Annotated in this window: 19 protein-coding genes; 5 read left to right on the top strand and 14 right to left on the bottom strand. The window is 33.5% G+C overall.

Annotation, left to right across the window (positions count from 1 at the left end):
* Both PUH65_RS13960 and PUH65_RS13955 read left to right on the top strand, forming a co-directional pair.
* The coding region (locus PUH65_RS13960) for a hypothetical protein (RefSeq protein ID WP_305520819.1) at nt 1-181 on the top strand (181 nt) is incomplete at its 5' end.
* 3 nt (nt 182-184) lie between these two features.
* Nucleotides 185-4,525 (top strand): ATP-binding protein, encoded by a 4,341-nt coding sequence (locus PUH65_RS13955; protein ID WP_305520820.1) that lies wholly within the window; start codon nt 185-187, stop codon nt 4,523-4,525.
* A 233-nt stretch (nt 4,526-4,758) separates the two neighbouring features.
* Here PUH65_RS13955 and PUH65_RS13950 read toward each other — a convergent pair whose 3' ends face one another.
* From PUH65_RS13950 to PUH65_RS13905, 10 genes are all read right to left on the bottom strand, one after another.
* Complete coding sequence (locus tag PUH65_RS13950; RefSeq protein ID WP_305520821.1) at nt 4,759-6,726, bottom strand: hypothetical protein; 1,968 nt, start codon at nt 6,724-6,726, stop codon at nt 4,759-4,761.
* 27 nt (nt 6,727-6,753) lie between these two features.
* Nucleotides 6,754-7,809, bottom strand: coding sequence for an HNH endonuclease (locus PUH65_RS13945; protein ID WP_305520822.1), 1,056 nt, complete (start codon nt 7,807-7,809; stop codon nt 6,754-6,756).
* Between the two features lie 236 nt (nt 7,810-8,045).
* Nucleotides 8,046-8,387 carry a hypothetical protein gene (locus PUH65_RS13940; RefSeq protein WP_305520823.1) on the bottom strand — a complete coding sequence of 114 codons (342 nt, stop codon included), beginning with the start codon at nt 8,385-8,387 and terminating at the stop codon, nt 8,046-8,048.
* A gap of 11 nt (nt 8,388-8,398) precedes the next feature.
* Nucleotides 8,399-9,223, bottom strand: coding sequence for an FRG domain-containing protein (locus PUH65_RS13935; protein WP_305520824.1), 825 nt, complete (start codon nt 9,221-9,223; stop codon nt 8,399-8,401).
* A gap of 37 nt (nt 9,224-9,260) precedes the next feature.
* On the bottom strand, nt 9,261-9,632 hold the full coding sequence (locus PUH65_RS13930; RefSeq protein WP_305520825.1) for a GNAT family N-acetyltransferase: 372 nt from the start codon (nt 9,630-9,632) through the stop codon (nt 9,261-9,263).
* A gap of 146 nt (nt 9,633-9,778) precedes the next feature.
* Nucleotides 9,779-10,687: a hypothetical protein gene (locus tag PUH65_RS13925; RefSeq protein ID WP_305520826.1), complete on the bottom strand. Its 909-nt coding sequence runs from the start codon at nt 10,685-10,687 to the stop codon at nt 9,779-9,781.
* A gap of 107 nt (nt 10,688-10,794) precedes the next feature.
* Nucleotides 10,795-11,556 (bottom strand): hypothetical protein, encoded by a 762-nt coding sequence (locus PUH65_RS13920; RefSeq protein ID WP_305520827.1) that lies wholly within the window; start codon nt 11,554-11,556, stop codon nt 10,795-10,797.
* Between the two features lie 207 nt (nt 11,557-11,763).
* Nucleotides 11,764-11,895, bottom strand: coding sequence for a hypothetical protein (locus tag PUH65_RS13915; RefSeq protein ID WP_305520828.1), 132 nt, complete (start codon nt 11,893-11,895; stop codon nt 11,764-11,766).
* Between the two features lie 110 nt (nt 11,896-12,005).
* Complete coding sequence (locus PUH65_RS13910; protein ID WP_305520829.1) at nt 12,006-13,055, bottom strand: phospholipase D-like domain-containing protein; 1,050 nt, start codon at nt 13,053-13,055, stop codon at nt 12,006-12,008.
* A gap of 438 nt (nt 13,056-13,493) precedes the next feature.
* A complete protein-coding gene (locus PUH65_RS13905; RefSeq protein WP_305520830.1) occupies nt 13,494-14,009 on the bottom strand; it encodes a RodZ family helix-turn-helix domain-containing protein in 516 nt (171 codons plus the stop codon).
* A 1,766-nt stretch (nt 14,010-15,775) separates the two neighbouring features.
* On the opposite strand from PUH65_RS13905, the gene PUH65_RS13900 reads away from it, so the two are divergent.
* From PUH65_RS13900 to PUH65_RS13890, 3 genes are read left to right on the top strand one after another with little or no spacing between them, the layout of a single operon-like run.
* Nucleotides 15,776-18,787, top strand: coding sequence for a SusC/RagA family TonB-linked outer membrane protein (locus tag PUH65_RS13900; protein ID WP_305520831.1), 3,012 nt, complete (start codon nt 15,776-15,778; stop codon nt 18,785-18,787).
* A gap of 9 nt (nt 18,788-18,796) precedes the next feature.
* Nucleotides 18,797-20,176: a RagB/SusD family nutrient uptake outer membrane protein gene (locus tag PUH65_RS13895; protein WP_305520832.1), complete on the top strand. Its 1,380-nt coding sequence runs from the start codon at nt 18,797-18,799 to the stop codon at nt 20,174-20,176.
* Nucleotides 20,176-22,647, top strand: coding sequence for a S9 family peptidase (locus tag PUH65_RS13890; RefSeq protein WP_305520833.1), 2,472 nt, complete (start codon nt 20,176-20,178; stop codon nt 22,645-22,647). Before PUH65_RS13895 ends, PUH65_RS13890 begins: the two co-directional genes overlap by 1 nt.
* A 32-nt stretch (nt 22,648-22,679) precedes the next feature.
* On the opposite strand, the gene PUH65_RS13885 is transcribed toward PUH65_RS13890, so the two are convergent.
* From PUH65_RS13885 to PUH65_RS13870, 4 genes are all read right to left on the bottom strand, one after another.
* On the bottom strand, nt 22,680-22,955 hold the full coding sequence (locus PUH65_RS13885) for a DUF6520 family protein (RefSeq protein ID WP_305520834.1): 276 nt from the start codon (nt 22,953-22,955) through the stop codon (nt 22,680-22,682).
* A gap of 25 nt (nt 22,956-22,980) precedes the next feature.
* On the bottom strand, nt 22,981-24,558 hold the full coding sequence (locus tag PUH65_RS13880) for a MauE/DoxX family redox-associated membrane protein (protein WP_305520835.1): 1,578 nt from the start codon (nt 24,556-24,558) through the stop codon (nt 22,981-22,983).
* A gap of 154 nt (nt 24,559-24,712) precedes the next feature.
* Nucleotides 24,713-25,510, bottom strand: a complete 798-nt coding sequence (locus tag PUH65_RS13875) for a hypothetical protein (RefSeq protein WP_305520836.1) — start codon at nt 25,508-25,510, stop codon at nt 24,713-24,715.
* Nucleotides 25,511-25,520: 10 nt separating this feature from the next.
* Entirely contained in the window at nt 25,521-26,147 is a 627-nt protein-coding gene (locus tag PUH65_RS13870; RefSeq protein WP_305520837.1) for a hypothetical protein, read from the bottom strand.
* Nucleotides 26,148-26,233: the final 86 nt, after the last annotated feature.

Raw genomic sequence — 26,233 nt, 5'->3', positions numbered from 1 at the left:
TAAGACATTGGTCGAAAATTCTATTGAGGATAATCCTGAATATCAAAACTATCTTAATGAACTTTTAGATAAACTGTCAAAAGTTGGAAACAAGATAAGTGGTAGCAAAAATATAATTACTGGAAATGTAAATACTGGAGGTGGAAATTTTATTAATGGAGACAGTAATCAAGTATCATAATTAATGGAGTCGGGTAAAAATATTATTAACAATTCTGCTATTAATACGGAGGGAGGCGATTTTATCAATGGGGACAATAATTTTATCCAAAAGGTAATTATTAATCTTGAAAATAAGGAAGCACGGTTAAAAAGCATAATTGAACAAACAAAAAACGTTTTAAATAAAATCCAATCAAATATATCTGGAGTACAACTGAAAAGAGACCTAGTTGATTTATCTATTTCAGAATTGATTAATGAAAATCAATTTATTTTCATTGACGGAGAAGCAGGTTCAGGTAAATCAGCTTATGCTAAACAAATTTTAGAATCACTTGATAATACTTGTGTAATTTCTTTTGCAGCCGACCAGTTTTTAAAAAGCTCTCTTATTAATACTTTACATGAAATTAATGTTGATTTGAGTATAGAAGAAGTATTCAATGAATTTAAAGAATTTTCAAATAGGTTAGTATATATTGATAGTTTTGAAAAATTACTGGAGGGAGATGCAGAAGCATTTAAGGAGTTACTCGCAATTCTAAGAAAAAACAAGGATATCAAATTGATTACTACTTGCAGAAGTTATGCTTTAGAGACATTAAAGTTTAATTATTTTGACAAGCAGTTATTACAAAAAAACTCAACAAACATAAATGTTCCTCAACTTACTGACGAAGAATTAGATTACTTCGTTAACCAAATTCCTGCGCTTAAAAGCATAGTTCGTAATGAAAATCTTGCCGAAATTATCAATATACCTAAATATCTGTCTTTGGCAGATAAACTTATTTCAGTTACAAATGAAGACTTATCAATTATTGACGTAATTGAATTTAAAAGACAACTTTGGAAAAATGTAGTTGGTGGAAATAACGCTATATATGAAGAAAAGAGACAAAATACTTTTATAGACATTGCTGTAAAAAGAGCAAAAAATCTTACATTATTAACAGCTACAAAAGAATTTGATTCACTAACAGTATATAAGCTAAAAGCTGATGGTGTTTTGTTTGAGAAAAATAATTTATATGCTCCGTCCCACGATATTTTTGAAGATTGGGGATTGGTTAGGTATGTAAATAATTTGAAAATAGAAAATCCTAAAATTAATACATTTTATACATCGTTATCTACCGAACCTGCTATTAGAAGGGGGTTTAGATTATGGGTTGAATCGAAAATTGAAGAATCTGAAGGTTGGATATACAATTTTGTGCTTGAGACTATTAATAGTACTTCAATCGAAAACCATTGGAAAGATGAGATTTTAATAGCAATTATTAAGTCTGATTTGTGCAATAAATTTTTTATTGAGAATAAAGATGAACTTTTAGAAGATGATTTAAATCTACTTAAAAAAGTAATCCACTTACTTAAAATCAGTGGGAAAAATTTTAATCAATCTCCCAATAATAAGGGGTGGGATGTTGTCATAAAATTTTTGTTTGAAAATATTGACGAGGTTTCAGAAATAGACGTTCAAATATTAAGGTTTTTATATGACTGGGAAAATATTCTATATTTTGGAACAATTACCAATTTAGATACCCCAAAGTATGTCGGTAAAATTATTGATAAGATTTTAAATAATTTTGAGGAAGGTGCAGATTGGATGAATGCAGGAGAAAGTAATTCACTAACAGAAAAAGGAATAAAATTACTCTATAAATTGGCGAAATACATTCCCGATGAAATAAAAATATTGCTCGATAATTTATCTATTAAAGCTGAAGAGGAAAATTACAAAATAAGAGATAAGAAAGAGAAGCAGATGAAATATGCTTTGTCTCATTTTCATTCCGGAACCTTACCAGAATTCTTCCCCAATGAACTTATCGAGTTAGCCAATCTTAAATGGAAATATAAAAAAGTAATATCTAACAGCCGGTTTGGCTTTGCACATTATGAAACCGGCATTGAACATCATTTTGGTTTAACTACTAAGCATGATTTTAGTTATTTTCCTCAAAGTACTTATCAGACATTCATTTACAAACTGCTAAAATCTCATCCTTGGAAAGCATTAGATTTTATTATAGAATTTACAAATTACTCTGTTGAATATTACGTTAAATCAGATTTTTTAAAAGAAGATGGTTTTGCAAGAACTGCAGATGACATAACACCTATTGAAATCTTTTATAACAAAAAAAGTTATACTATTTATGGATCTACATATTTGTGGTCAGTTAATCGAGGTGGTCAAACCACAGTTCCTTATTTATTGCAGTCAATTGTTGTTGCTTTGGAAAGGTATTTATACGAAATAGGCAAAATTGAAGCGGAAAAAGTTGATGAAATTATTCAGTCTTTTTTTGATAAAATTTACACTAAAAGTAATTCTGTCATTCTCATATCAGTTGTTTCAAGTATTATAATGGCGTATCCTACAAAGGTCGGCGATAAAATTTTACCACTTATATCGGATAAAAATATTTTCGATTGGGATAGAAGTCGATGGTCAAATGATTACTTGGAAAAATCACTATTTGAACTACCAAATTATTCTTGGGAAGCAGATTTATGTGATGATGAAAGAAAAGAAGCACTAAAATGGGAACATAGGCAGAAGTATAATAAAGGTTTAACGGGCTTCTTAATTCACTATCAGTTGTTCTATGGAAATTTGGAAGGAAAAATTTTTGAAATGATTGATGCTTTAGAAAATAAACACGACAAAGGAGATGTATATTTTTTAAAATTATTATCAGAAATAGATCGTAGAAAACAAAAAGTGGAAGAAGTTGAATATGAAGGCAAAAAATCTATACAAATATCTCCAAATTATTCAGTCGATGTTTCTTTAGAAAGGGAAATGAAGCGTAATGAAAAACTAAGTATTATTCAGAATGAATATTCAAAATATACGTTATGGATTGCACAAACTTTTCAAAAAAAGTCAGAAGAAAGTATTTCATATGAATATTGGCTAGAAAGTTTAGAATACTTTAAAAAAACTGGAACGCCTGATTTTCATAATTTGAGTCCATTTCCAATTGGTACTTTAGCAACACTAGGATTGGATCTATTTAGAAGTAAATTAAGCACTGATGAATTTGAATTTTGTATAAATACTATTTTAAAAATTGCAAAAGAGCTCTATGAGAGGAAGACAAGCGAACGCGATTATGAAAGTCTCTACTCTTCTATAAGTATTTATGATAACGATTCGGTTTATCATTCACTTCCCACTTTACTCCTATTTAAAAATAAATTTAATGAGGAAAGAATTGATGAAATTAGAAATCTTATTTTTTTATTCATTAGAGATATTCATCCTGAAAAAGACATTCATCTAAAACATTTGTATAACTCATTTAATAAAGTTGTTTGGGACGTAGACTACCAATTTGCTTACAACTCTTTCATTGGATTAATTTTATATTCTGAATTTAATAAAAAATATAAAAAACATATCCAATATTCAAAAAAAGACGTTAAAAAAATTCAAAGTGAAGAAAAAGGAATTTTAGATTTTATTCAGAAGAATGAAGCAGAATATAACTTTGCAGATTTGAGTTACAATAAATATTCTCACTGGGATTTAGAAAAAGCAATACATATTTTCCCAAAATATAAAGAATATGATTTTTCATATAATTTTCTTGAGAAAATATTTAATGCCCAAATAGAATCATATCTATTCGCAAAGGAAAGGTATAACTTTCATAAAATAGGTTCTGCCATAAAAGGAACTGTTGTTGACTTTCTTTTTGAAATTCCTTTTAATGAAAGGACAAAGTTATTTTTTGAATTTTTAATTGATACAGGGATTAATTTCAAACCTGCAAACCGTGAACAACATGATGTGATAAAATACATTAAAGATACAGTAGAATGGTTTTATTATAAGGTTGATAGTAATAGTGAATCTGAAACAATGTTAAATAATTTATGGGAATATTGGGATATACTTTATTTAAAAATTAAAGATGAAACAAAGTTATTCGATCAGGAGTTTCTATTTTTTGGTAAGTGGAAAGCGGAAGCAGATAATTGGTCTGTGCTGAAAGAAAAAACGAAATCAAATGTCTATTTAAAGAAAATAAATAAACTGAGTTTTATCAATATTGAAGCTTTAATGCAACTGTTGTCTGGGATTGGTTTCCAAAGCTTGATGCCACTTGGAATTAAAGCTTTAACCAATCAGTTAAAGTCCGGCACTAAACAGTTTATAGACGTAAATTATTACTACGGGGAAAAGCTGATAATGAAATGTTTTAAAGACAAAATTAAAATAATAAAAGAAGATGAATCATTGTTGGATGAATTCTTATGGTTTTTAAATTTGATGATTGATCTCGGTTCTTCGAAGGCATATTACATTAGGGAAAATCTGATTCTATATAAAAAACGATAACGAAGACAGGACACTATTCTAAGCCTCACTATCGGGTTAATCTTTAGATTTTATAATTTGGCCTTTGTTCAAAAACTGACATAATTTGATTTTAAAAAAATACCCGGTGCCGTAACCGAACCGGTACTCCTTTTTTTTCAATGAAGCCCAACTCCCCTCAGAGTTTCTGAAAAAAACTGAAAATTCAGGAGACTTTGGAAAGGGGGAAGAAGTTTGTTTTCTCCTACTAATGTTCACAAATTATTTAATTGGGCTAATATTTTATTTTCTTTAAAAATAGCCAAGTCATCTTCTATTTTAAACATTGATAAAACAAGCAATTTCAAATAGATAAAATACGAAAATTCATGCTTTTCAACTTCATCTGGATTTGCTTGTGTACCGTGCAAATAACTGTTTCTCAAATCTAATCCATTTGTAAATTCACTTTTGTTTAAGTAATAATTAAAATATGCTTGTTCTGATTTTGAAAACAATGAACTTTCAAAATAAATAATATTTTCAGCTATCATTTGTAGAGCCTCTTTTTGAAAATGTAAGGGATAGTGATGAAATGACGCAAATTCATTCTCATGCAAATCTTTAAAAATATATAGTCTTTCAAAGTTTGTGATTTGAATAAGATTACTGCTATCTATTTTTATGAATCGCTTTTCAATTAGATAATTTAGTTGAGGTTTTTGATGTTCTGCATAATTATCAAAATTTACTGATTCATTTGCTAGTAAATCAAAAAAACAACGATATTTTTTTTCCTTAAAAGGATCAATATAGGTAAGAAGAGTTTGACCAGAAAAAAAGATATTTGAACATCCAACCATTTCCTTATTTTGTTCGTTAAAATAAATATATTTATTTGAGTTTAAACTTGGAATATTTTTAATTGTAGTAGCTGACGAAGAAATCTGTAATAACTCAAAATCAATTACTCTATCTTCTACGTATAATTTGTACTGTTTTAGTATTGATTCAAATTCAGGTGCCATCAACCTTATTTTTTCAAGATATGAATTTGTTGATAATGGAATTGAGAAATGTACGTTATTGGCAAAGTTATATTTTTCTTGTAATGCTACAGTAAAAATAAATTGTAGAATATCTTCTATGGAAGTTTCCATTTCGTACAAAACTTTGCTATAACCAAATATCTGACCTTGTGATGTCATTTCTGATAATGAAAAAGCGGTTCCACCCCAATACTCATTTTCCGAACGGACTCCCATAATCTCCTCTATGGTACTGATTTGACTTCTCTTACTAACAAGATCAATTCTTTTCTGTTCATCAATATATTCAAAAAGAATATCAAAATTTTGAAATAAAACATATGGATTATTATTTTTCAGAATAAAGTCTGCACTATAAGAATAATGCACATAATCATCCTCGTCAATTTTGCCATCTTTTATTTTTGTAGCATTTTTTGGAAAACTGATAGAAACCCCATATTTAATTCCTTGATTTCCTTCAAAAAATTTATCTGTTATACTTTTATGTAAACGTTTTGCTTTTAATCTTGTTCTGTCAGAAATTTTGAAATCATTTTTATTTTTAGCGTTTTGGATAAGTCCAATATAATTTAAATTAGTATCAGTTTCATCTAAATAATTTGAAATAATTTTTTCTTTGTCATCAATGGTGAGGCATTTAGGAAGAAACATTTTATAATCATCTTTTACTTCATAAATAGAAAGTAAAATTTCTGCAGATTGTGTATCATTTAGCAAGAAATCTCTTATTTCTTTGTCATAATGGTCAACTAATCTTTTGTGTGTTAAAATGTTGCGTATTAGAAAAGGTTCTAATAATAAAATATTTCTAAAATTAGTTTTAGATATTCTTTTGTATGCCTCATGATTATTTATTAATTCCCAAAAAGAATCAATATAATTTCTCAGCACATTTTCATATAGGATATTGATGTTTTCATTGTTAATATTTGAAATAAATTGACCTATCGTTTCACTAAACTCAATTGACTTTTGTTGAAAATCTGAAATATCTTTTTTCGTCCAATTTTTTAAATATAATGCATTGTCAATATATTTTTTTATATGATGATATTCTAAAATATCATTTATATCTGTATTATCAGCTTGCGAATTATTTCTTAAAATGTTTTCTCCCTTTGAGAGTTGAAATGCGCCTGCCAAATCTTCTTCTGAATAAAATTCAACTCTATTAGTGTCGTACTTGTGCATATTTTATAAGTTATTGAAAACTGGCTACTATTTTTCAGGAAATCTAGGCTTATAGGATTCGTTAGTGTATTCTTGCCAGTAATAATGACTTCCGAAAACTAAATCCTCATCTTTTATATAATCGCGATCAGGAAGTGTTTCGAATGTAATTCCTTCTTTTTCAGTTCCACCTCCAACACATAATATTTCTTCCAAATTTTTATAAATGTCACTCCCAAATTCACTCGGTCCAGGTAATGCAATACTAAATTGTCGAGATATACTTTTTGTAATTAATCTGAATGTTACTAAATAACAATTTAATTTTTTTGGCAATGTTATTATATTTATACCTTCACAGTCTTCTGGAAATTCATATTTTATCCAAAATATTTTTGGTAAAATTTCTTTTTCAGGATTTAATATTTGTTCTCGTACAATTTTCAGATTATTGTTAATTATAAAGCTATTTCCAAGTTTTGAAAATGCATGTAAGTAAGCTATTCTTAACAAAGCAATTGCAGCTCTACGTTCATCAGACGTTTTTTTGAACTTCATCGTTATTTCTTTCGATTTGAAACGAGTTGTATATCTTATATTTGGATAGAAAATTGGATTATAGACTGTTTCAGAATTAAATAAACCCTTTTTAAATTCTTTACTACTTTGCGGATTTGAATATTGTTTCTGAAAGTCTATTAAAAATTTGCCTTCATTGTCAATTTTTATTTTTCCATTTATTACATTGCCATCAATTTCAAAGGTTGAAAGAGTTTCAGAATTGGGCAAAAATAATTTAGAATCAGCTTCTAAAAGCGCATTTAGTAAATGTGAATCAAGTTTGTGACCACTTCTCGAATTACATTTTTTACAAGTTAAAATTCTTGCTTTTCCTCCAAGCGACGCAGGTGGAACATCTTCTAAGGTTAAGAAGTTATTTAGATTAACATTTAGATCCTCCTTGAAAAATACTTCAATACATAATGGACAGATATATCCGTTTTCGAAATCTGGTTCAAATCTAATTTGATGGTGCTTTTTAACCCAATCTAAATTTTGCGAGAAAATATAGAATATTTTCTCGCGTTTTTGTTTTGGCTTCATTTAAACGCAAAGTTTTATATGGTTCTGACTAATTCTTTTTATTAAACCTAGTTTTCATTTCTTGCTCGGTGCGCAAAACAAAAGCTTAGTTATATATGCCGCTTTTCTCATTTCTTTAATGGCTTTGGTTGTGGTCGTCCGTGTTCTTTATATTTTTTTACTGCTTCATTCCAATGCCAAAGCATTCCGCTGTCCACTGGAGCAACTCGTTTGAAGTCATGAGACTTCGGAGAGCCTTAAAGCCTCTTCAACATCTTTACCATACCCATTAACAGCAATAAAATACCGGATGTAGTATGAAATTTTCCATCCAGTTTACCTTTAAATGAGTATAAACTAGAAACAGGTATTTTATCTTTTACCCATTTAGCCTCCAATAAAAAAGTTTGACCTTGCCAAAAAAATGATCCATCTATTTGTTCACCAAGTGGTTTATAACTTGACTTTGGTTCCAAATTTTCAATACACAGTAATGAATTGATCAAGCTTTCAAACTCGTATCCACGTTGTTGAGGAGGAATTTTTTGAGATAAAAGTTTGTTATTAGCTTTTTTAATCTCATCTTTATTCAAAAACATTTTAATTGTTTTTATTTGTCCCAATATACTTTATTATTACTTTCCATAGTTATTCTTCTAATCCTTTCCACCTCTTCCGTGTTGTTTTCAGTTGATGCAAAATAAATAAACTCTTTAAAACCTTCATCGAGATAGTTGGAAATCTCTCCCTTTATCGATGGCGATATAAAAATTTTTGTCAAATAGTGATTAATGTAAGGAATATTTTCAATTGGCTCGTTAATCTCCTTTGAAGTTGAAATAATGAAACTTCCATCCTGTCTAAATCTTCTGATTTCTCCGGCATAGTTTTCGAAATCATCAGGAAACTGAGAATGGTGTTTTACCATATAAGCTTTATCAAGGTCAAATGGATTTTGATCAAAAAACTTGTAATCTTCTTCTCGTTGAAAATTAATTAATTGATCTCCATGATAAGGACATTCATACAGATATATTACACCATTACTATCGATGTAGGCTTTTGATTCATCATCAATTGCAAAAAACATTGCGCTATTAAAGTCTTGGCTCCAATCGGTTATTCTTGTGTAAAATCCCAAATGCTGAGCTTGAAACAGATTATGCCATTTCTGCGCATATTTGGTGTAGTCTTTATCAAAATGTTCTAAAACCTTTATTTCTAATGTTTCTTCATTATAATTTTCAAAAAAGCCTTTTTCTTTTTCAAGAATTTCATCTTCACTAAGATCGGGGTTTCTAGTGATGCTTGGTTTAATTGGCCAATCATTCATTTGGCCTCTAAAGAATGCTAAATACGGAGATAAACCATCTCTTCTTATTGACTGGCTATAAGATAATAATTCTTCAAGCGTATTTGGGCGAAATGTTTTCATAGTTTAGTTTTTGTTGGAAATTTATTTTAAATATTTATTAAGATTCAGATGCTTTTTTAAATCCCAACTTACAATTGATATATTTTGTAATTAAATTAGAGTCTTGTGTTATTGCTTTAATATACTGAAATTCTTCTTTTTTTAAAGCTTCTGGTATGATTCTAATCTTAATTCTGGTGCCGAGATTTTGATTTCTATATTCCGGATGAACTGCAATTGTATTTATGTAAAAAAGAATTTTATTTTCAAAGTCTTTATTTCCATATCCATAAGCAACAAATTTTGATTTATCCAGAGCAAGACAAAACACTAAATCTTCAGCACGAAATTCATTCACTTTTGTTAACGAATCTTCCTTTAAAAGATTTATATCTTCCGAAATCTCTTTTTGTACAATGTTTTGAATCACTAAAAATCTTTTGCTTCTGTTTTACTAAGAACTTTTTTAATAATGATATCATTATTTAATTCCGCAAAACTATTAAAGTTATTTTTGTCTAAAATATATACTTCTCCCATTCTAGATTATTACTTTATTACTTTAATTTTTATATATTAATCTGTCGAAAGCGTCAAGCACTCACTACTACAGAAATAATTATTGTTAACCTCAAATTCAATTTCTTGCACGTCATGAAAATAGAATTTTTCACAATTTTCGCAATGTCTTAGATCCATCTGATTTCCACAATTCAAGCAGGCTCCAAAATGGGTTTTGTTAGATTGCACATTTAATCGATCTACATAGTAAGCCTTTTCATTGCAAGCGCAACATTCTATAATTGCACCATCGTATTGAGTGTCAACTTCGCATAAACAGGTTAGACATTGGTAATTCTCAACTTCACCCTGATCATCAAATTCAAAAATTTCTTTTCTTATGAGTGATCTTGAGTAGCAAAAAGGGCATTCTAAGGCATTTTCATTATTCTCATTAGCAATTTTATTTGCAAATTCAACTGATCCTGCTTTCCAAGTCAAATTTTCAGATAACTTATGAGGATCATATGTACTTTCAATTAGTGTTTCACCAAATTCATTTCTATAAATTCCCTGCATGAAAAAAACACAAGATATTATATATTTTGATAAATCTTCATCCCAAGTTTTAAATTTGCCTTTGTGCACAATATCATTTCTTGATTCTAATATTGTTATTAAATGCTTTTTATCTGCAAAATGACCACTTCGAACGACTGAAAAATATGATTTTAAAACTTCTGAAAAATCCTTATATTTTCTTTTGCCATTTCTTATTTCAAATACACGATCAGGCATGTCCTTCATTACAAAATAAAACTTGAGAAATAATTCAAGTGAAATTTGCATATTGACGACAGCAAATTTCAAATTGTTATTCTTTTCACTTAATTTTTCTATAAGAGATAATGAGAAATCAAAAAATGATAAAAATCCATTTTTTAGTTCGCCACTTATTTCTATTTTTTCATTTTCAGTTATCATTGATGTTTTTTATTTGTCAAATGCCGTAGCCTTAATTTCCGCGCCTTCGAGATGTTTAGGTATTTTGATTTAGTGCCAGAGTCTTGTTAATGAAACCTCTATCATCTCTATTTATTTTTCCACCTTTTATAATAGTTTTGCAAACCAGTCTTTTCACCTCCATGAAAGAACTTTCCATTATTTAAAGTGTCAATTAATTTTCTAATGTCATCCGCGTGTTTAGTTTTCCATCCTAATTCCCTAATTAAGTAGGAACATACAATATCCGAATTCAGTTCGGGTTCATATTTGTGCAAAGCTCTAACATAAGTTTTTGCTCTTGAATTGTCAGATGGGTGAGTAATACCAGTAGATGTATTAATAACAGAGGTTAGTTCTTCGAATGCATTTTTTACCATTTCAGTTGGTTCTGAATAATTATTGCTGCTGAATTCTTTATCAGTACTTAAATCCTCATTTATTTTTATTGCTTTTGCCGTTTTAATCCAGCTAGCCGTGCTTTCTTTTTGCCAGGGGATGGCAATTATTGTATCGACGTGTCGATAATCCTGAACTTTAAAGATTTCTTCAGAATTCAATCCACAGCAGATAACTATATCAGACGGATCGTTATAACTATTAGTGTAGGTTCTGATAGTTTCTATTTTGACAGCAGTACCTGATAGCTTCACGCCGTTAAACATTTTTTTTACTGTCTGTTCTCCGAATAATCTATCCAGCCATCCTGTAGAGTTTTTAGAAGGAACCAAATAAATAATTCTTTTAAATTCATTGTTCGCTTTGACCAGTTTTTCTGCAAAATTTAGAGCTCTTTCATATGATTCATCATCATTTCCTTCGGTGTCAGAAAAGTAAAAATTTTTAGCCATAATTGTAGTTTTAAAAGATTTTGTATTGATTTACTTTATGTAGTAACATTTGTTGATTTATTTTCTGCCAAATTGAGGAAATTGCAATTTAAAAAGAAATTATTGTTGGTAATTACGGTTTTCCGTAAAGCATAAGTAAACACAGACTTACAGGCACTATATAAAAATAAACTGCTGTAAAAACAAATTAAATATAGGTTGACTGTTTTATTTGCCCTGTTGTTTCTTTGGCGATTTTAAAGAAGGTGTGTTGCCAGGTGTTTTTTTATTGTCACGTTGACGTTGATCTGGTTCGCCTGTAGATTTTGCGATTCTTTTCGGTCCTGTTTTTAGTGCCATGGTATTAGTTATTAGATTATTAGTACTTCAAATTTAATAAAACAAACAATAAAAAAGATATAAAGGAACACTATTTTAAAAACAATATTGATAAGATGTCAAATGCCAAATTATATAGGTGAATTGTAGTATATTCTCTGTACCAGACCATCATTTAGGAACGGTGCAAAATTAATGATCCACACATAATCTTCTTTAATTAAATCAATTTCATCTTTTATTAATTCATTAAGTTCTGCAACTGTAAAAATGTTTTTAAACTTACTTTTGTAAAATTCAAGAAGCGCTTTTTCATTTGCTACAAAAGACTCGGCAAGATCATCAAAATCAATATTATCTAGCTTATAATCTGCAATCTCATAAGTACTTTGATAGTTGAAATCATTGATTTCATTAATTTTGAAAGAAGTGATTAGTGATTTACTGACTGGTAGAGGGAATTCCTGAAGCAAATCTGAATTGATATCAGAAATTGACATACTATTATTCTTTCTTTTTGCTTGATAGAGTTTTAGCCCTTTATGGTATTTCCATTTTGAATTAAATATTAATCCAGCCTCATAAGAAATTTCATTATGATACCCGTTAAAATGTGTAAAGCAATAACCGAGGTGAATTTTGTCTTCTATCGATCGCATCAGCTTACGAGTAAAAGGGTAGTAAGCTGAAATTAATTTGTTGGCAAACGAATAATGATTGAATAATAAATTAATATTTTGATCAACATAATTTAAATCTGTGAAGAATTGAAAAATCCGATCGTAATAGTCAGCAGTTTTTAAATCGTGTACCACAACAATATTTTCAAGATTTCTATTGGCTCTATTTGTATAATTGTAAGATCCAGTAATCACCGTTTTATTGTCAATGATAGAAAACTTATTATGATTAAATTTTCGAAAATTCAATTTTTTAATTTTAATATCATTTTTTTTGAGTTCAGTTTGAAAAAGGTTAAGGAAATACTTGTTATTAATTTCATTATCATCCACCAGAATTTGGATGGCAATTTCTCTCTCTCTCCTTAATGATATTAATTTATTAATTAGATTTCTGTTTGTAAACCAGGCCACTGAAATCTTTATTGAAATAAGAGCATCATCAAAGCTGTCTATTATGACCTGCTCAATATTGGTGAAATATATTTGTGGTTCTTTCATTGAATTTAGATTGATTGTGATAAATACTTATGCAAAATCTTTACACTTTTATCTAGTATTCAACTGGCTAGCAGAATTAGTAGGTGATAGTTCCAAAACATTCTTGTCTGTACCTGTATATTTTGAATAGCTCCAAAAATAAAGTATGCTTAAAACAATAAAATATAAGCAAACCATTTTCCAGTAGGCTTAATGACCTTTATTAATATTACATTTTTATAACTTTTGAATTCTTCAATACCTCTCTTCTGTTAAATATTCTTCTATTACTCCAGCGCATTATTGCAAGACCACAAATAAAAAAATAATTCCTGTGAAAAGCATATATGACATTAAAATTATTTAATAAGAATAATCATTATATTTCTTCAAAATAACTTCATTATATGTTATCACTCTACGGTTTTCCGTAAAAGCAAAAAATACCAAATCTCGTCATTATTCCACCTTCACATACAAATTCTTCCTCCCATCCTTTCCCCCAATTTTGACAATATTATCGCTCGCAAGATTTCTCATCACCCCAGCAATACCTGTCGAACTTACTTGTGTAATACTTGTTTGCTTTAATTTAATAAGTTCATCGTGTATTTGTGCCACCGTTTTACCGTTACTTAGAAAATTACTTTGAACGATAAATTCCCTTATTTTTGCGGTTAACTTTGTAGCCTCTTTTCTCTCAGAGCTTAATGGTATACGTGGTATTAGTTTTATTCCAAAGTCCGTTAATTTTCCAATCGGATAATTTACTGCCTTTGCATATTCAACATAATAGTCAATATTTGTCGTTTTCCCTTTTTCTATGCTTGATACCGTATTTTGCGGTATAGTTGTCATATAAGAGATGTCACTGACAGAATAATTCAGTTCTAATCTTATCTCTCTCAATTTTTCTCCTAAAAACCTTCTGAATTCCGGTTCATCAAGTCTATCCTGTCGTTTATTTTCATCCATCAATTACATGTTATTTTAAATTAATTAATTATATATTTGCATATAATATTTATATTATTTATATTTGCTTCATATCATTTATTAAATATAAATGCGACTTTAAATCAATGAGTCTTGTTATCGAAAACGGCTAATTTTAGATGACGCAAGACCATAGGGAAGTCGCTACCTCGTATTTTGTATATTTGCAATCTATGGGGTGGTCTCCCTATTGGAAACTTCGTCAAAGGTTCTTAGCCGTACCTCGATTTAAGTTGAAGATAGGGAACTGCCCTTTATTAATTTCTAGACTCGTTCCATAACCTCAAAATAAAAACTATGAGAACGACCTATCTACCCCCTTAAAATGATTAGAGACCTAAAAGTCTCTCACCGCTTCATCTAGATTTTATAAAAGAACGCCAACGCTATACCCACCAATATAAAAGGGTAAGATCATGTGCTACCACAAAATCTATAAAATCCAATTGCCTATCAAACGCACCAAAGCCCCGAAAGAGGGTTGTGGTAGGATGAAAGACTGTTAAAAACACGCACGTTAAAAATAGGTTCTTTCTTCCAATTAACCAAATGCCAATGCAGGAGAAGTTAATGCAATTAGAAATTGATGGTTTTGGTAGGGTAGTGTTGGTTGTTTCTGGCGGGATGTGGGATGCTGGATGTTTTGATTTGCGCAACCATTTTGGCATTACGCGTACTAGGTAGGCGGTCTTAAGTCGTATCAATAACTTTTAATTGGATTTACATCATGAAGATTTATTTTTATTATTTCAACGATACTTAGAGCAACCCACACATTCATATCAATGCTCTTCAAAGGATTGGTCTTTAGCGGGAAAGTGACCCCACTGTAAAAGTTTTTCTACACGCTTTCTCCTAAGCCATTCCGAAGAATAATGTGATGATTTGGTAATGTGCTGATGCGATAATTCGGTGCTCTGGTGAGAATGGAGATTTTGGCAAAGACCGTGGATTAATACCCTACACAATCATCTAGCACCCATCACCCAACAACAAAAGGATTTGTCTTTAGCGGGGAAGTATTTCTTTTCTTCATCATTTGTGTTTTGCTTTCCCCTAGGCAGGTCTGATACCGTTCGGTGGCTGAGCGAAGCCGAAGCTAAAAGTAAAAAGAGCCAAACAAAAAGGAGTTAATCTGTATAGCTATTTCAGGACAAGTCATAATAGTTCGTTAGGGTTCGAGCAAACATCAAAACAAATAAGTCAAAGCATAAAGTCATATAGTGAATTGAGACCACATGCAAGTTGTGATTATCTAACCCCAATGGAAGCACATCTAAAATCTGGAAAATTAAACAAGAGATGGAAGAATTATTATAAACGTTTTAACTTTGAAAACACAAATGTATAGTTCATTCAGGATTATCATTTATAAGTGTATAGTTATATCAGGATTTATCTATTAATCTGTATAGTTATTTTAGGACGGGTCACCTAAAAAAATTGCCAGAGGATCCTTCATAGATGCTTCATGGTTCCCCCTAGGATACTTCATGGATAGTTCATGAGGAGTTCATGAAAAGTGTTTGAGAATTTCAAGAGTCAAGAACCAGAAATTTGAAGTAAAAAAACGATGGATTAAAAATTATGAATGCACCATTTTGCTTTTGAAGCGATGCGCCATTTGGTCTATTTTCTATCATCTAACAAAAAAAACGCCCTTCCCCTAAAGTTTGCAGACCCCACAGGAAAGAGCAGTAGTAATAATCAGTACATAAATGAACCAATAATTAAAAAACAAAACTATGAAAAAAATCCTATCAACCATAGGAGTTGTTTCCGGTTGCCTAATATTTTCTGCGGTACACTCGCAGGTCAAGGCGCAAGCCCGCACTATAACGGGTCAGGTAAACGACGGAGAAAAACCCATCAGGGGAGCAACAGTCACTCAACAGGGAACTACCCAAATGACCACTACCTCATCAACAGGAGCCTTCAGCCTCCAAATCACTGGCGAAAACCCGGTACTGATCTTCAGGCATCCCGAATACACCGAGCAGAAAATGACGACCGACGATAAAACCACTTTTAAGATTTCTCTCACGGAAAAAGTAAAGTCGATTGAAGAAGTGGTGCTGAATGCGGGCTACTACAATGTGAAAGCAAAAGAAAGCACGGGCAGTATTTCGAAAGTGACCGCTAAGGACATTGAAAACCAACCGGTGAACAATGTGCTGTCTGCCGTGCAGGGGAGAATGGCGGGGGTGAATATTATTCAGGGAGGAGGAACTGCAGGAGGAGGATATGAGGTACAGATTAGAGGACGGAACAGTCTGCGCACTATTCTCAATAGTCCTGTTAATGGAAATCAACCTCTTTACATTGTGGATGGTATCCCTTGGGGAAGTCAACTCACATCTTTTTATTCCACCAGTATACTACCCATGAGAAGTATTAATCCTTTAAATTCCATCAGCCCTAATGATATCGAAAGTATTGAAGTGTTAAAGGATGCTGACGCTACTGCGATTTACGGATCCAGAGGGGGAAATGGAGTGATTCTCATCACTACAAAAAAAGGAAAGACAGGAAAAGTACAGTTTACCGTCAATACCAATTATGGGATAAGCAAAGTGATCGGTAAAATGAAACTGATGAATACCGAGCAATATATCAAAATGAGAAAAGATGCCTACGCTAATGCCGGCATTAACACACCGCCCACAAATGCCTACGATATCAATGGAATTTGGGATCAGACTCGCTATACAGATTGGCAGGATGTTTTGATAGGAAATACCGCAGAGAACTCTAATATTCAACTGTCTGTTAATGGAGGCAGTGAAAGAAATTACTTTTCTGTCAGTGCTTCGCATACCGATCAGACAACCGTATTTCCTGGTGATTTTCATTACAAAACCAATATTCTCAATTCCAATTATGGTTACACCTCCGCTGATAGGAGCTTCTCTTTATCACTCAGCAATACATTTTCGCATTTAAAGAACAATGTCATTGGTATTGATCTTACCAATAAATCACTGAATCTTTCACCCAATGCGCCTGCACTTTATGATACCGCGGGAAATATCAATTGGGAAAATAACACTTTCAGTAACCCGATAGCTTCGCTAAATGGTAAATATCAAAGTACCACCATGCAATTTAATCAAGGGGTAAAAATCAATTATACCTTTTGGAAAAACTGGAAACTGAAATTAGATGGTGGAACAAATACGCAGTCACTGGAAGAATATAACCTTTCTCCCAACACCATTGCTAACCCGGCATTTCCAGCGGGAGCTTCCTCTGCGCGTTCGTCTTCATCACGGGGTACAAGTACCTTATTTTCTTATATCCTAGAACCACAGATCTCCTGGGTGAGAAAAAAGGGTCCTGGACAATGGGATGTTCTTGCTGGTATTACGTATCAGGAAACCAACTCAAAAAATACGTCAATAACTGCTACGGGTTTTGCAAGCAACGCACTACTATATAATTTATCGGCGGCATCACAAATAAGTGTTAAAGATTTCAGTGACATTAACTACAAATATGCAGCTATTTTTGGTAGGGCAAACTATCAGTATAAAAAGAGATATATTCTGAATTTGACAGCAAGGAGAGATGGCTCGAGCCGATTCGGCCCTAATAATCAATATGCTAATTTTGGAGCGGTGGGGTTGGCATGGCTGTTCACCGAAGAATCTTTTCTGCATCAATTTTCTTGGTTGAATTTTGGAAAACTAAGAGCCAGCTTTGGTCGTACAGGTAGCGACCTCATTGGAGATAATCAATATACCAATACCTATTCGGTAACCAGTACATCTTATAATGAGGTGCCTGCCTTATATCCTTCCAGACTTTACAACCCCGATTTTACTTGGGAAAAAACAGATAAAATGGAGGTCGCGTTAGAGTTGGCGTTAATAAATAACCGTCTTAATTTTACTGCTGCGTTTTACAGGAACCGCTCGTCCAATCAGTTGGTCGGAATCCCGTTATCTTCGATTACAGGGTTTCCGTCGGTGCAGGCTAATCTGGATGCGACGGTAGAGAATTCGGGCTGGGAATTAGAAGCATCAGCAATCACCTATAAACAGGGCGAAGCGAAGTGGGAAACCAGTTTTAATATTTCCATACCGAAAAGTAAACTGGTCTCTTTCCCAGGTCTTGAAGGTTCTACTTATGCCAATACCTATCTCGTCGGCCAGCCAACTTCTATTGTAAAAGTTTTTCAGTATGAGGGGATTAATCCTTCCACCGGACGATACGTATTTACGGATTTCAACAATGACGGTAAGATTTCTGCTCCGGACGACGCTAAGGCCATCAGGAATATCGGCGTAAAATATTTTGGCGGACTGCAGAATCAGGTTTCTTATAAAAATATAAGCTTATCTGTTCTGTTACAGTTTGTTAAACAGATTTCATGGAATTATTATCGATCCATGAATACGCCCGGTAATATGAATAATCAGCCGGCCGACTTTGTAAATGTTTGGTCTGCTGACAATCCGAATGGCGTGGTAATGCCTTATTCTCCAGGAACTGTCGCCACAACTAATTCTCTGGTCAGTAATTTCAGAAACAGTACTGCAGCGATTAGCGACGCCTCTTTTATAAGGTTAAAAAATATACAAATTAATTATCGGATTCCACTGCATGGCAAATTGATCAGAGATGCTAGTATTTATGCACAAGGTCAAAATTTGCTGACTTGGACGGATTATATTGGACTGGATCCTGAATTTTCGGTATCAGGATTTTTACCTCCTCTTAAAACCATTTCAATGGGTCTTCAGTTAAACTTTTAAAATATAAATATGAAAACAAATAAATGCGTCTTCACGATCACCATTGGTTTAGGATTTCTTTTGGCATCTTCTTCATGTCGGAATCTTATAGAATCTGATTTTCCTTCTACTCAAATTGATGTATCTCAGGTTTTTGAGACAGTTAGCACCGCGGATGCAGCGTTAAGTAATCTGTACGCAGAACTTCAATATTATTCGGTTATTAGTGGCGGATCACTAGGGGTAGGAGCGCTGTTAGGTACCTATACAGATGATATAAATTGCTATATCATAAGTTCCCAAAACAGTGCTTTGGATCTTTATAAAAACCAGCATATATCATCGAATACTGCTGTACTAAGTGTTTGGACAAACGCATATAAAGAAATTTACAGTGCGAACTCCATTATAAATGGTGTAGAAAATTCGACAGGCATTTCTGAAATGGATAAAAAGAGACTAAAAGGTGAGGCACTGTTTATCCGTTCATTAATTTATTTTTATCTGAGTCAGATTTTTGGAGATGTTCCCTATACCACCACAACCGACTATATGGTTAACCAGTCTTTGGGTAAAATATCCGAGACTCAACTACTGATAAAGATTCAAAATGATTTGGAAACGGCTGTCGTATTATTGGACGACTCTTATAGTAATGCGGACAGGATTTACCCAAACAGAAAAGCAATACAGCTGATGCTGTCACTTGTCCTAATGCAGCAAAAGAAATGGTCTGAGGCAGAACAGCAATTAAAAAATATTAAAGAGAGTCCATTATATGTATGGGAACCTGATGTGTCTAAAACATTTAAAAAAGCAGGCAAGCATATTCTGTGGCAGCTTAAACCGTTAAAAGCAAACGACGCTACAGAAGAAGCGATTAATTACAATTTTACGACCGCTGTACCAAATACCTACGCGTTATCGGAAGACTTGGTCTCTTCTTTTACATCAAATGACCTTCGGAAGCAGAAATGGGTTAAGGAGATTACTATTAATCAAAATCATTTTTACAGATGCGATAAATACCGAAATACCACCGCTAATACCGATGAATATTCGGTGATATTCAGATTGGAAGAAGTCTATCTGTTATTGGCAGAATCGCTTGCCCAGCAGAACAAAGTAGGAGAGGCGCTACCATACATTAACGCTGTTCGACAAAAGGCGGGCATCACGTTGCTGACGTCCTCATCAAAAGAAGAACTTTTGAACAAAATAGTAGAAGAAAACCGTAAAGAGTTTTTTACAGAGCACGGTAACCGGTTTCTTACCTTAAAACGAAATAGCATGCTGAACACCTTGATATCTGTAAAACCCAACTGGCACGTTTACCATCAATTGTGGCCCCTACCCATTTCAGAACTTCTCCTAAATCCCAATCTGAACCCGCAAAACACAGGATACTAATGCAAACCATAAAATTATTACTGCTGACAGCATGTATCTTACTGGGAGCACAGCTCTATGGCCAAAGTAAAACAATCGAAGTACCCGACTCCTTAACAAGGCACTATTATAATATCGGTTATCAAAAGATCTCTCCAAACGGACGTTATGTCACTTTTAATAAAATGTACGACAGATCAACAGATACCATAATGGTTGTTGATCGCAAAAATCCTGATCATATCATTTTTGAAAGGGGCGGGGTTTTCGCAAATACGGCAAAGTTCACCACGTACAGCGACCTTTTTATGCGTGAAGGAACGAATGCGCAGATCCTCAGCTTACCGTCTTTAAATCTCCGAATCTGGAAGGATGTTTCTGACGGTTTTTATCATAAGGTATTGAAGCAGATCATCCTGCTCCAAAATGATACCCTTAAGATCCTGAATGAAGAGGGTGATCAGGTGAGAACAGTTGCCAGGGTTAAGAGTATTAAAAATAATAAAGATTGTGTATATTATACAGTGAAAGAGGCAGGAGCCTACAGGCTTACCGAATGGAATGGGAAAAGTAAAAAGGTATTGTATACCTCGGAAAACGCATATCTGGATATCGTGCACCGGGATGCTTTGGGAATTTTTGTATGGGACACCAAAGAAAAAACAGGTAAAGGGGAGCTAATCTTTAAAGCACACCGCAGTGATGTCACAAGTCTTCTGTCCAGTCAGTTCCTGAAAACCATCTATAGAGCAGAAGTCTCTCCCTTGGCGAATGGCAAATATTTTCTGCAGGTAGTTATTGACCAACCCGTCCGAAATAAGAATGCAGTGGACGTATGGTATGGGAGCGATCCTAAAATAGAGGCGAAATTTTCTGGGGATCGTGAATTTAAATACATGATCTGGGATCCGGTACGTAAGGATCTTTCACAAATTGACAGCACAGAATTTACTCAAAATTCGTTTGTTGGTAATGCCAGATATCTGCTGTCCTTTGATCCTTATTTTAAACATGATTATACCAAGAGGTTTAAGTCGTTCAGTCTGTATAGATATGATACCCAGTTAAAGAAGTATGATTTCATGATTAATGCTGGTACTATTGCTTTTACAGACGAAAGAGGTAAATTATTACTTTCCCGGCGTAAGGAGGGAGGTTGGTTCTTATACAATATGGAGACTTTAAAAAACCGGATTATCCACATACCCGATCATGAGATGGCCTATTTTTCAAATGACGGTCAATTTATCCTTTTTGAAGGGATGAGCAAAATATATCAGTACAGCCTGTCAGATGGAAGCATCAAAAAAATTTCTGTTAAAGATGGTTTTACCATTAAGGTTAAAAACGGAATAACAAAAGATCTGTCTCCGGGTTTCAGTATCTTCCGGTATTCTTATAGTACAGCGGAACCGGTTATCCTCGAATTATATGACAGAGAAAATATAAGGAATGCGTTATTCACCTATGATGGCAAATCGGTAAGAGAAATAATTGCGCCTACGAACGATGATATCACCTCTTTAGTATGGGAGCCTGCCCATAAAGCATTCACGTATGTTAAAAGCAACATCAACATGCCTCCACAGTTAATTATAAAAAATAGTAAAAAAGAAGAACTTATTTTTGCCAGTAATAAAACTGATAAAGAGGCGGAGGGAATAAAATCTGAAGTAATTTCGTATACCAACAGTAGAGGGATTAATTTAAAAGGCGTATTGTTATATCCTGTTGGATTCGATGCCGGAAAAAAGTATCCAATGGTAGTTACCATCTATCAGAAATTGCGATACAATATGAACAAATATCTTATTGATGGCATTGGGATGATGTCACCCACAGAGGGTATTAACGTCCGAACGCTTCTTCGAAAGGGCTATATGGTTTATATGCCTGATATTGTGTTTGATGAAAGAGGACCTGGAAGAGCAGCGGTAGACTGTGTGAATAATGCAATGGATGCACTACAGGGTAATCTTGCTATCGATTTCTCAAAAGTAGGATTGGTTGGTCATTCACACGGTGGCTATGAAACCAATTTTATTGCTACACAGAGTAACCGTTTTGCGGCCTATGTCTCTGGCTCTGGAAACAGTGACTTGGTAAGGTCGTACCATTCTTTTAATTACAATTTCGATCGGCCATTTTACTGGCAGTATGAAGATGGTCAGTACGAAATGCCTGGTCCATTTACGGAAAATAAAGGCCTGTATGCGGACAACAGCCCTATTTATCATGCAGAAAAAGTCACCGAACCCATCATGCTCTGGACCGGTATGGAAGATTACAATATTTTCTGGGAACAGACCATGGAGTTTTATTTAGGTCTGAGAAGAAATCATAAACACGTTACCGCCCTTTTTTATCCAAAGGAAGGGCATAGTCTTTCAAAGGTTCAGAATAGGATCGATTTATATTCAAGAATTTATGAATGGCTTGATTATCATCTTAAAAACAATAAGCAGGAGTGGATTGAAAAAATGTACAAATAAATAAAGGGATGCTCTCGGGCATCCCTCTTTAATTAAGGTGAGGTGTGAGTTAAAACATTAGGACATACCGTGCCACTAAGTTGATACAGGTCTTCATTTCCCATACCTACATCTCCGGAACATATAAAAGTACCTGATGTATCGCAGACTTTTTCAGAAGGTATGCAGGGTTTTGCTTCATTTTCATGATAGGCATAACCTCTGACTAATGCTTTTTCCGATTGTTTACCGCTGTGGGAAGCATACGCGCTTCCAGCTCCTGCCAGTACCATTATGACTGGTAAAAGGAGTGTTTTTAAATTTTTCATGATAAAAAATATTTAAAGATTTTGCCTACTCTGAATTGGGTTTTCGGCTTCCCCCATTGATGAAATTCTCAGTCAGCGTCTGCGCAAAACGGTAACGTACAATTTCATTACCCGACAGTACAAAAAAATGGGTGTCGGTGACTAACATCTGGGACATTCTGTTTTTTCCGCGGTGCTGTACATACATACTGCCCCAGTATCCTGCAGGTGCGGTGGTATAAATATCTATAACCGCATTCTTTTGCCATGTATCTTTGGATTCGTGTTTTCCTATTAAACCGGATTTATTAAAAATCAACCCACGATGCGCAGTCATTTCTTTATTGACCATGACAGGTGGGGCACTCATTTTTTTGCTCCCATCTTTTAAGACTACGGTTGATATTTGTGCTTTGCTGATGGTGTCTATGGTTTTCATCTGAGCAGTGACCTGTAAAGTGTTATTCAGTTGAAGTATTTGATTCCTGTAATAAAAGAGATAATAAGCATTACCCATATCCGGGTCATATAAAAGTCTTCCGTCCGCATCAAAACCACCATCTGCTTGTCTGGTTAGCAATGAACTGTTGATGCTGACCTGATGAGTATCGCCCAGTGAAAGTGTAGCCAATGCGGTTTTCTTTGTTGTTTTTTCTTCCACGCGCAACATAAATTGAGCGGGTGAAACAGCGACTAGCTGATCAAAATACACGTCATTCTTACTGATCTCCCTAAGCGGATTTTGAAGTGAATCGATGTGCGAGGCATAAATAACAGGCACCGATCCATCATAGGCATAGAGTTTTTGCTGTTGTAATGTATATCGCAGGTTATGGAACTGATGGTTGGTACTGGGTACCAGATTAATTGTATCCATCTTTTCAAACTGACCGGCAACTTTAAAAATTCTGAAAGGACTACTGAGGTTTCCGAGATAAATATCGTTGCCGTTACTCCCTACAAAATAATAGGAGTTGACTTTAAGATCAAAAGCTTTGTCTTCCAGAATAGGATGATGGGTAAATCTCCGTGTAAAATTATTCTCTTTTTTGATGATATATTCAGAAGAAATAAAAAGTACGACCATCAAACCGGCAGGAAGAACCAATAACGTTGCCATTTTAAAAACAAGCATCCGGCGGCTTCGTTGTCTATGCCAGTAATTTTTCATATAATCGTCTTCAGAATGATCCAAGACCGAAAGCTTTGCAGGAAGGTGATATGCCAATATGATGGCAACACCCGCCATGAAAACGCATCCAATATTAAAAATCAAATGCTCCGTCCAGCCCATTTTCTCTAAAATCCCTCCGCAGGAGCAAGGGATGTAATCACTATAATTCAAAATAAGAAAGATGTAAACAGTAAAAGCGACCATTATTGCAAACGAAGCATATAAACCCAAAAGTCGGCTAGCGTGGAAGCAAAGAAGACCAACGATAGTTAGTTCTAAGATAATGACCCCATAAGAAACAAATCCCGCATAGGTGCTCAATAGTGGCGATTGTGCAAGCTGCACCTGAAAGTTTTCGAAATCCAACATCTTGCTTGCTGCCGCATAAATGAACAGGATGATGAAAAAGAGACTTACCGCAAGCGGGATTATTTTTGTTAGGGTTTTCATGTCTGCATTTTTGATGATGTAAAATTGCACCATCACTATTTCAAATTCATTTACTTTATAGGCAGAAGTATGTGTAATAAAAACATTTTTATGTACTATAGAGGCGTGTATATGTAAAATAGTATCACCAGAATGAAAAGTCGGGACGGTGAAGTCACTTTTGCAGTGCGATGCGAAGAATCCGGTGGAAGGGAAAATGATAGGTTCGGTGGAACAGAATATAGAGTTGATAGTAATTTGTAAAGCCGTTTTTATAGGCAATTTCTTTATAACTTAAAGTACTCAACATAATGTCCTCGAGCACAGGAATCATTTTGATTTTAAGATAATGGTGATAAAAGGGACTTTCAAAAAAGGAAAAGCTGTCTTTTCTAAATTGGTGGTAAGATACACCTTTGCTATTTACAAAAGTCTTTAAAGTTGCGTAATCGTCAGGATCATACGTTTCCATCATTTTCAGAAGATACCTGTATCGGTTATTCCCTATCGACGCATATGGTCTTGGATAGGCCGTTTGATGGGTCACAATTGAAATGGTAAAATGGTGCTGATCTTTGGTGACTACTCCTATAAAAATCTGAATTTCCGCTGAACTGATCCTCTGCACTTGAATGGGCAGAAAAAAACGATCTTTGGAAACCGAGCCGGCGATACGTTGATAAGAGTCAGTGAGAAGTTTCATAATCTCAGCGTAATCCGGATTGGAGGTAAAATTTTCCTCCGTCTCCTTATAGGTAAAGATAAAACCGTGTTGATAGTATTCAGTTTGCCGATCTAAAAAATTGAGTGTCTGAAACAAATGAATATATTGTAGGACAATTTCTTTGGTTTGCGATAAGATAATTTCATTGGAATAGTACTGTCGATCTGATGAAAAATCACAGAGTTGACAGTAGCGTTCTAAGGCTTTTTTAAGATGCTTCTGTAAAAGATCAAGATGGTAGGTGTTCACGGTGAAAGGTTTATATCTGAACGTCCTTCTTCAATATCTGAAGTTCCCTATCCAAGACGTTCTTCTTCTTTTCCAGGAAAACCTGATACCCAGCCCATGGTAATTTTATCGGAACTGTTTCAGATCCCAGATAGAGAATCGGCGCACCGATCGATTCAGCCTCTATTCCTAAAAGCCGGATCGTTCGCAATAATTTGACGTCGCATTCTGCAAAGACAATTCCTCCATGACCTTGTTGAGCAACTTGCAGTGCAAGTGCAATCAGCGTTTTAAAAATATGGAAGCCTTTCTTGTCTACTCCTTTGGATACAGCGAATCTGCCAATATGGTAAATGGGTGTTTCCGCACCGACTAAATCTTCGACATTAATATTAAAAATTTTTTCCATAGGTAAAATTTGGGTAGGTGTTTTTTGGAATATTCTGATGCTCCCACAAATGATATTATTGGACATTGCAACGAAAATATGGGAGTTCAAATATTGTTTTTCTTCAGCACATAATATTTGTTTTGCAGAATCTATATCTTCAGCTGTTACAATTTCGCAATGATGAAGATGATTTTCATTAATTACAAAATGAATTAATTCGTCCGTATTTTCATGGGACATTGTGTAATATTCTATATTTTGTGTCATATTTATATTGTTTTGGTAAAAGTATTATGATGATTTCGTATATTTTCTACACTTTTGTGTAGATTTAATAAATAAACATAAAAACT

Origin of the sequence: Kaistella sp. SH40-3, assembly GCF_030686865.1 — a bacterium.
Classification (GTDB): domain Bacteria; phylum Bacteroidota; class Bacteroidia; order Flavobacteriales; family Weeksellaceae; genus Kaistella.
Note: the sequence above shows the minus strand (reverse complement) of the source record. Positions and strands in the feature narration are given on the sequence as shown.

What these genes read in the sequence shown, in the direction of transcription:
- PUH65_RS13940 (WP_305520823.1), bottom strand. Translation starts at nt 8,387, where the DNA reads ATGTTTTTGAATAAAGATGAGATTAAAAAAGCTAATAACAAACTTTTA.
- PUH65_RS13890 (WP_305520833.1), top strand. Translation starts at nt 20,176, where the DNA reads ATGCAAACCATAAAATTATTACTGCTGACAGCATGTATCTTACTGGGA.
- PUH65_RS13895 (WP_305520832.1), top strand. Translation starts at nt 18,797, where the DNA reads ATGAAAACAAATAAATGCGTCTTCACGATCACCATTGGTTTAGGATTT.
- PUH65_RS13900 (WP_305520831.1), top strand. Translation starts at nt 15,776, where the DNA reads ATGAAAAAAATCCTATCAACCATAGGAGTTGTTTCCGGTTGCCTAATA.
- PUH65_RS13950 (WP_305520821.1), bottom strand. Translation starts at nt 6,726, where the DNA reads ATGCACAAGTACGACACTAATAGAGTTGAATTTTATTCAGAAGAAGAT.
- PUH65_RS13920 (WP_305520827.1), bottom strand. Translation starts at nt 11,556, where the DNA reads ATGGCTAAAAATTTTTACTTTTCTGACACCGAAGGAAATGATGATGAA.
- PUH65_RS13915 (WP_305520828.1), bottom strand. Translation starts at nt 11,895, where the DNA reads ATGGCACTAAAAACAGGACCGAAAAGAATCGCAAAATCTACAGGCGAA.
- PUH65_RS13945 (WP_305520822.1), bottom strand. Translation starts at nt 7,809, where the DNA reads ATGAAGCCAAAACAAAAACGCGAGAAAATATTCTATATTTTCTCGCAA.
- PUH65_RS13870 (WP_305520837.1), bottom strand. Translation starts at nt 26,147, where the DNA reads ATGACACAAAATATAGAATATTACACAATGTCCCATGAAAATACGGAC.
- PUH65_RS13910 (WP_305520829.1), bottom strand. Translation starts at nt 13,055, where the DNA reads ATGAAAGAACCACAAATATATTTCACCAATATTGAGCAGGTCATAATA.
- PUH65_RS13905 (WP_305520830.1), bottom strand. Translation starts at nt 14,009, where the DNA reads ATGGATGAAAATAAACGACAGGATAGACTTGATGAACCGGAATTCAGA.
- PUH65_RS13885 (WP_305520834.1), bottom strand. Translation starts at nt 22,955, where the DNA reads ATGAAAAATTTAAAAACACTCCTTTTACCAGTCATAATGGTACTGGCA.
- PUH65_RS13935 (WP_305520824.1), bottom strand. Translation starts at nt 9,223, where the DNA reads ATGAAAACATTTCGCCCAAATACGCTTGAAGAATTATTATCTTATAGC.
- PUH65_RS13925 (WP_305520826.1), bottom strand. Translation starts at nt 10,687, where the DNA reads ATGATAACTGAAAATGAAAAAATAGAAATAAGTGGCGAACTAAAAAAT.
- PUH65_RS13955 (WP_305520820.1), top strand. Translation starts at nt 185, where the DNA reads ATGGAGTCGGGTAAAAATATTATTAACAATTCTGCTATTAATACGGAG.
- PUH65_RS13880 (WP_305520835.1), bottom strand. Translation starts at nt 24,558, where the DNA reads ATGAAAACCCTAACAAAAATAATCCCGCTTGCGGTAAGTCTCTTTTTC.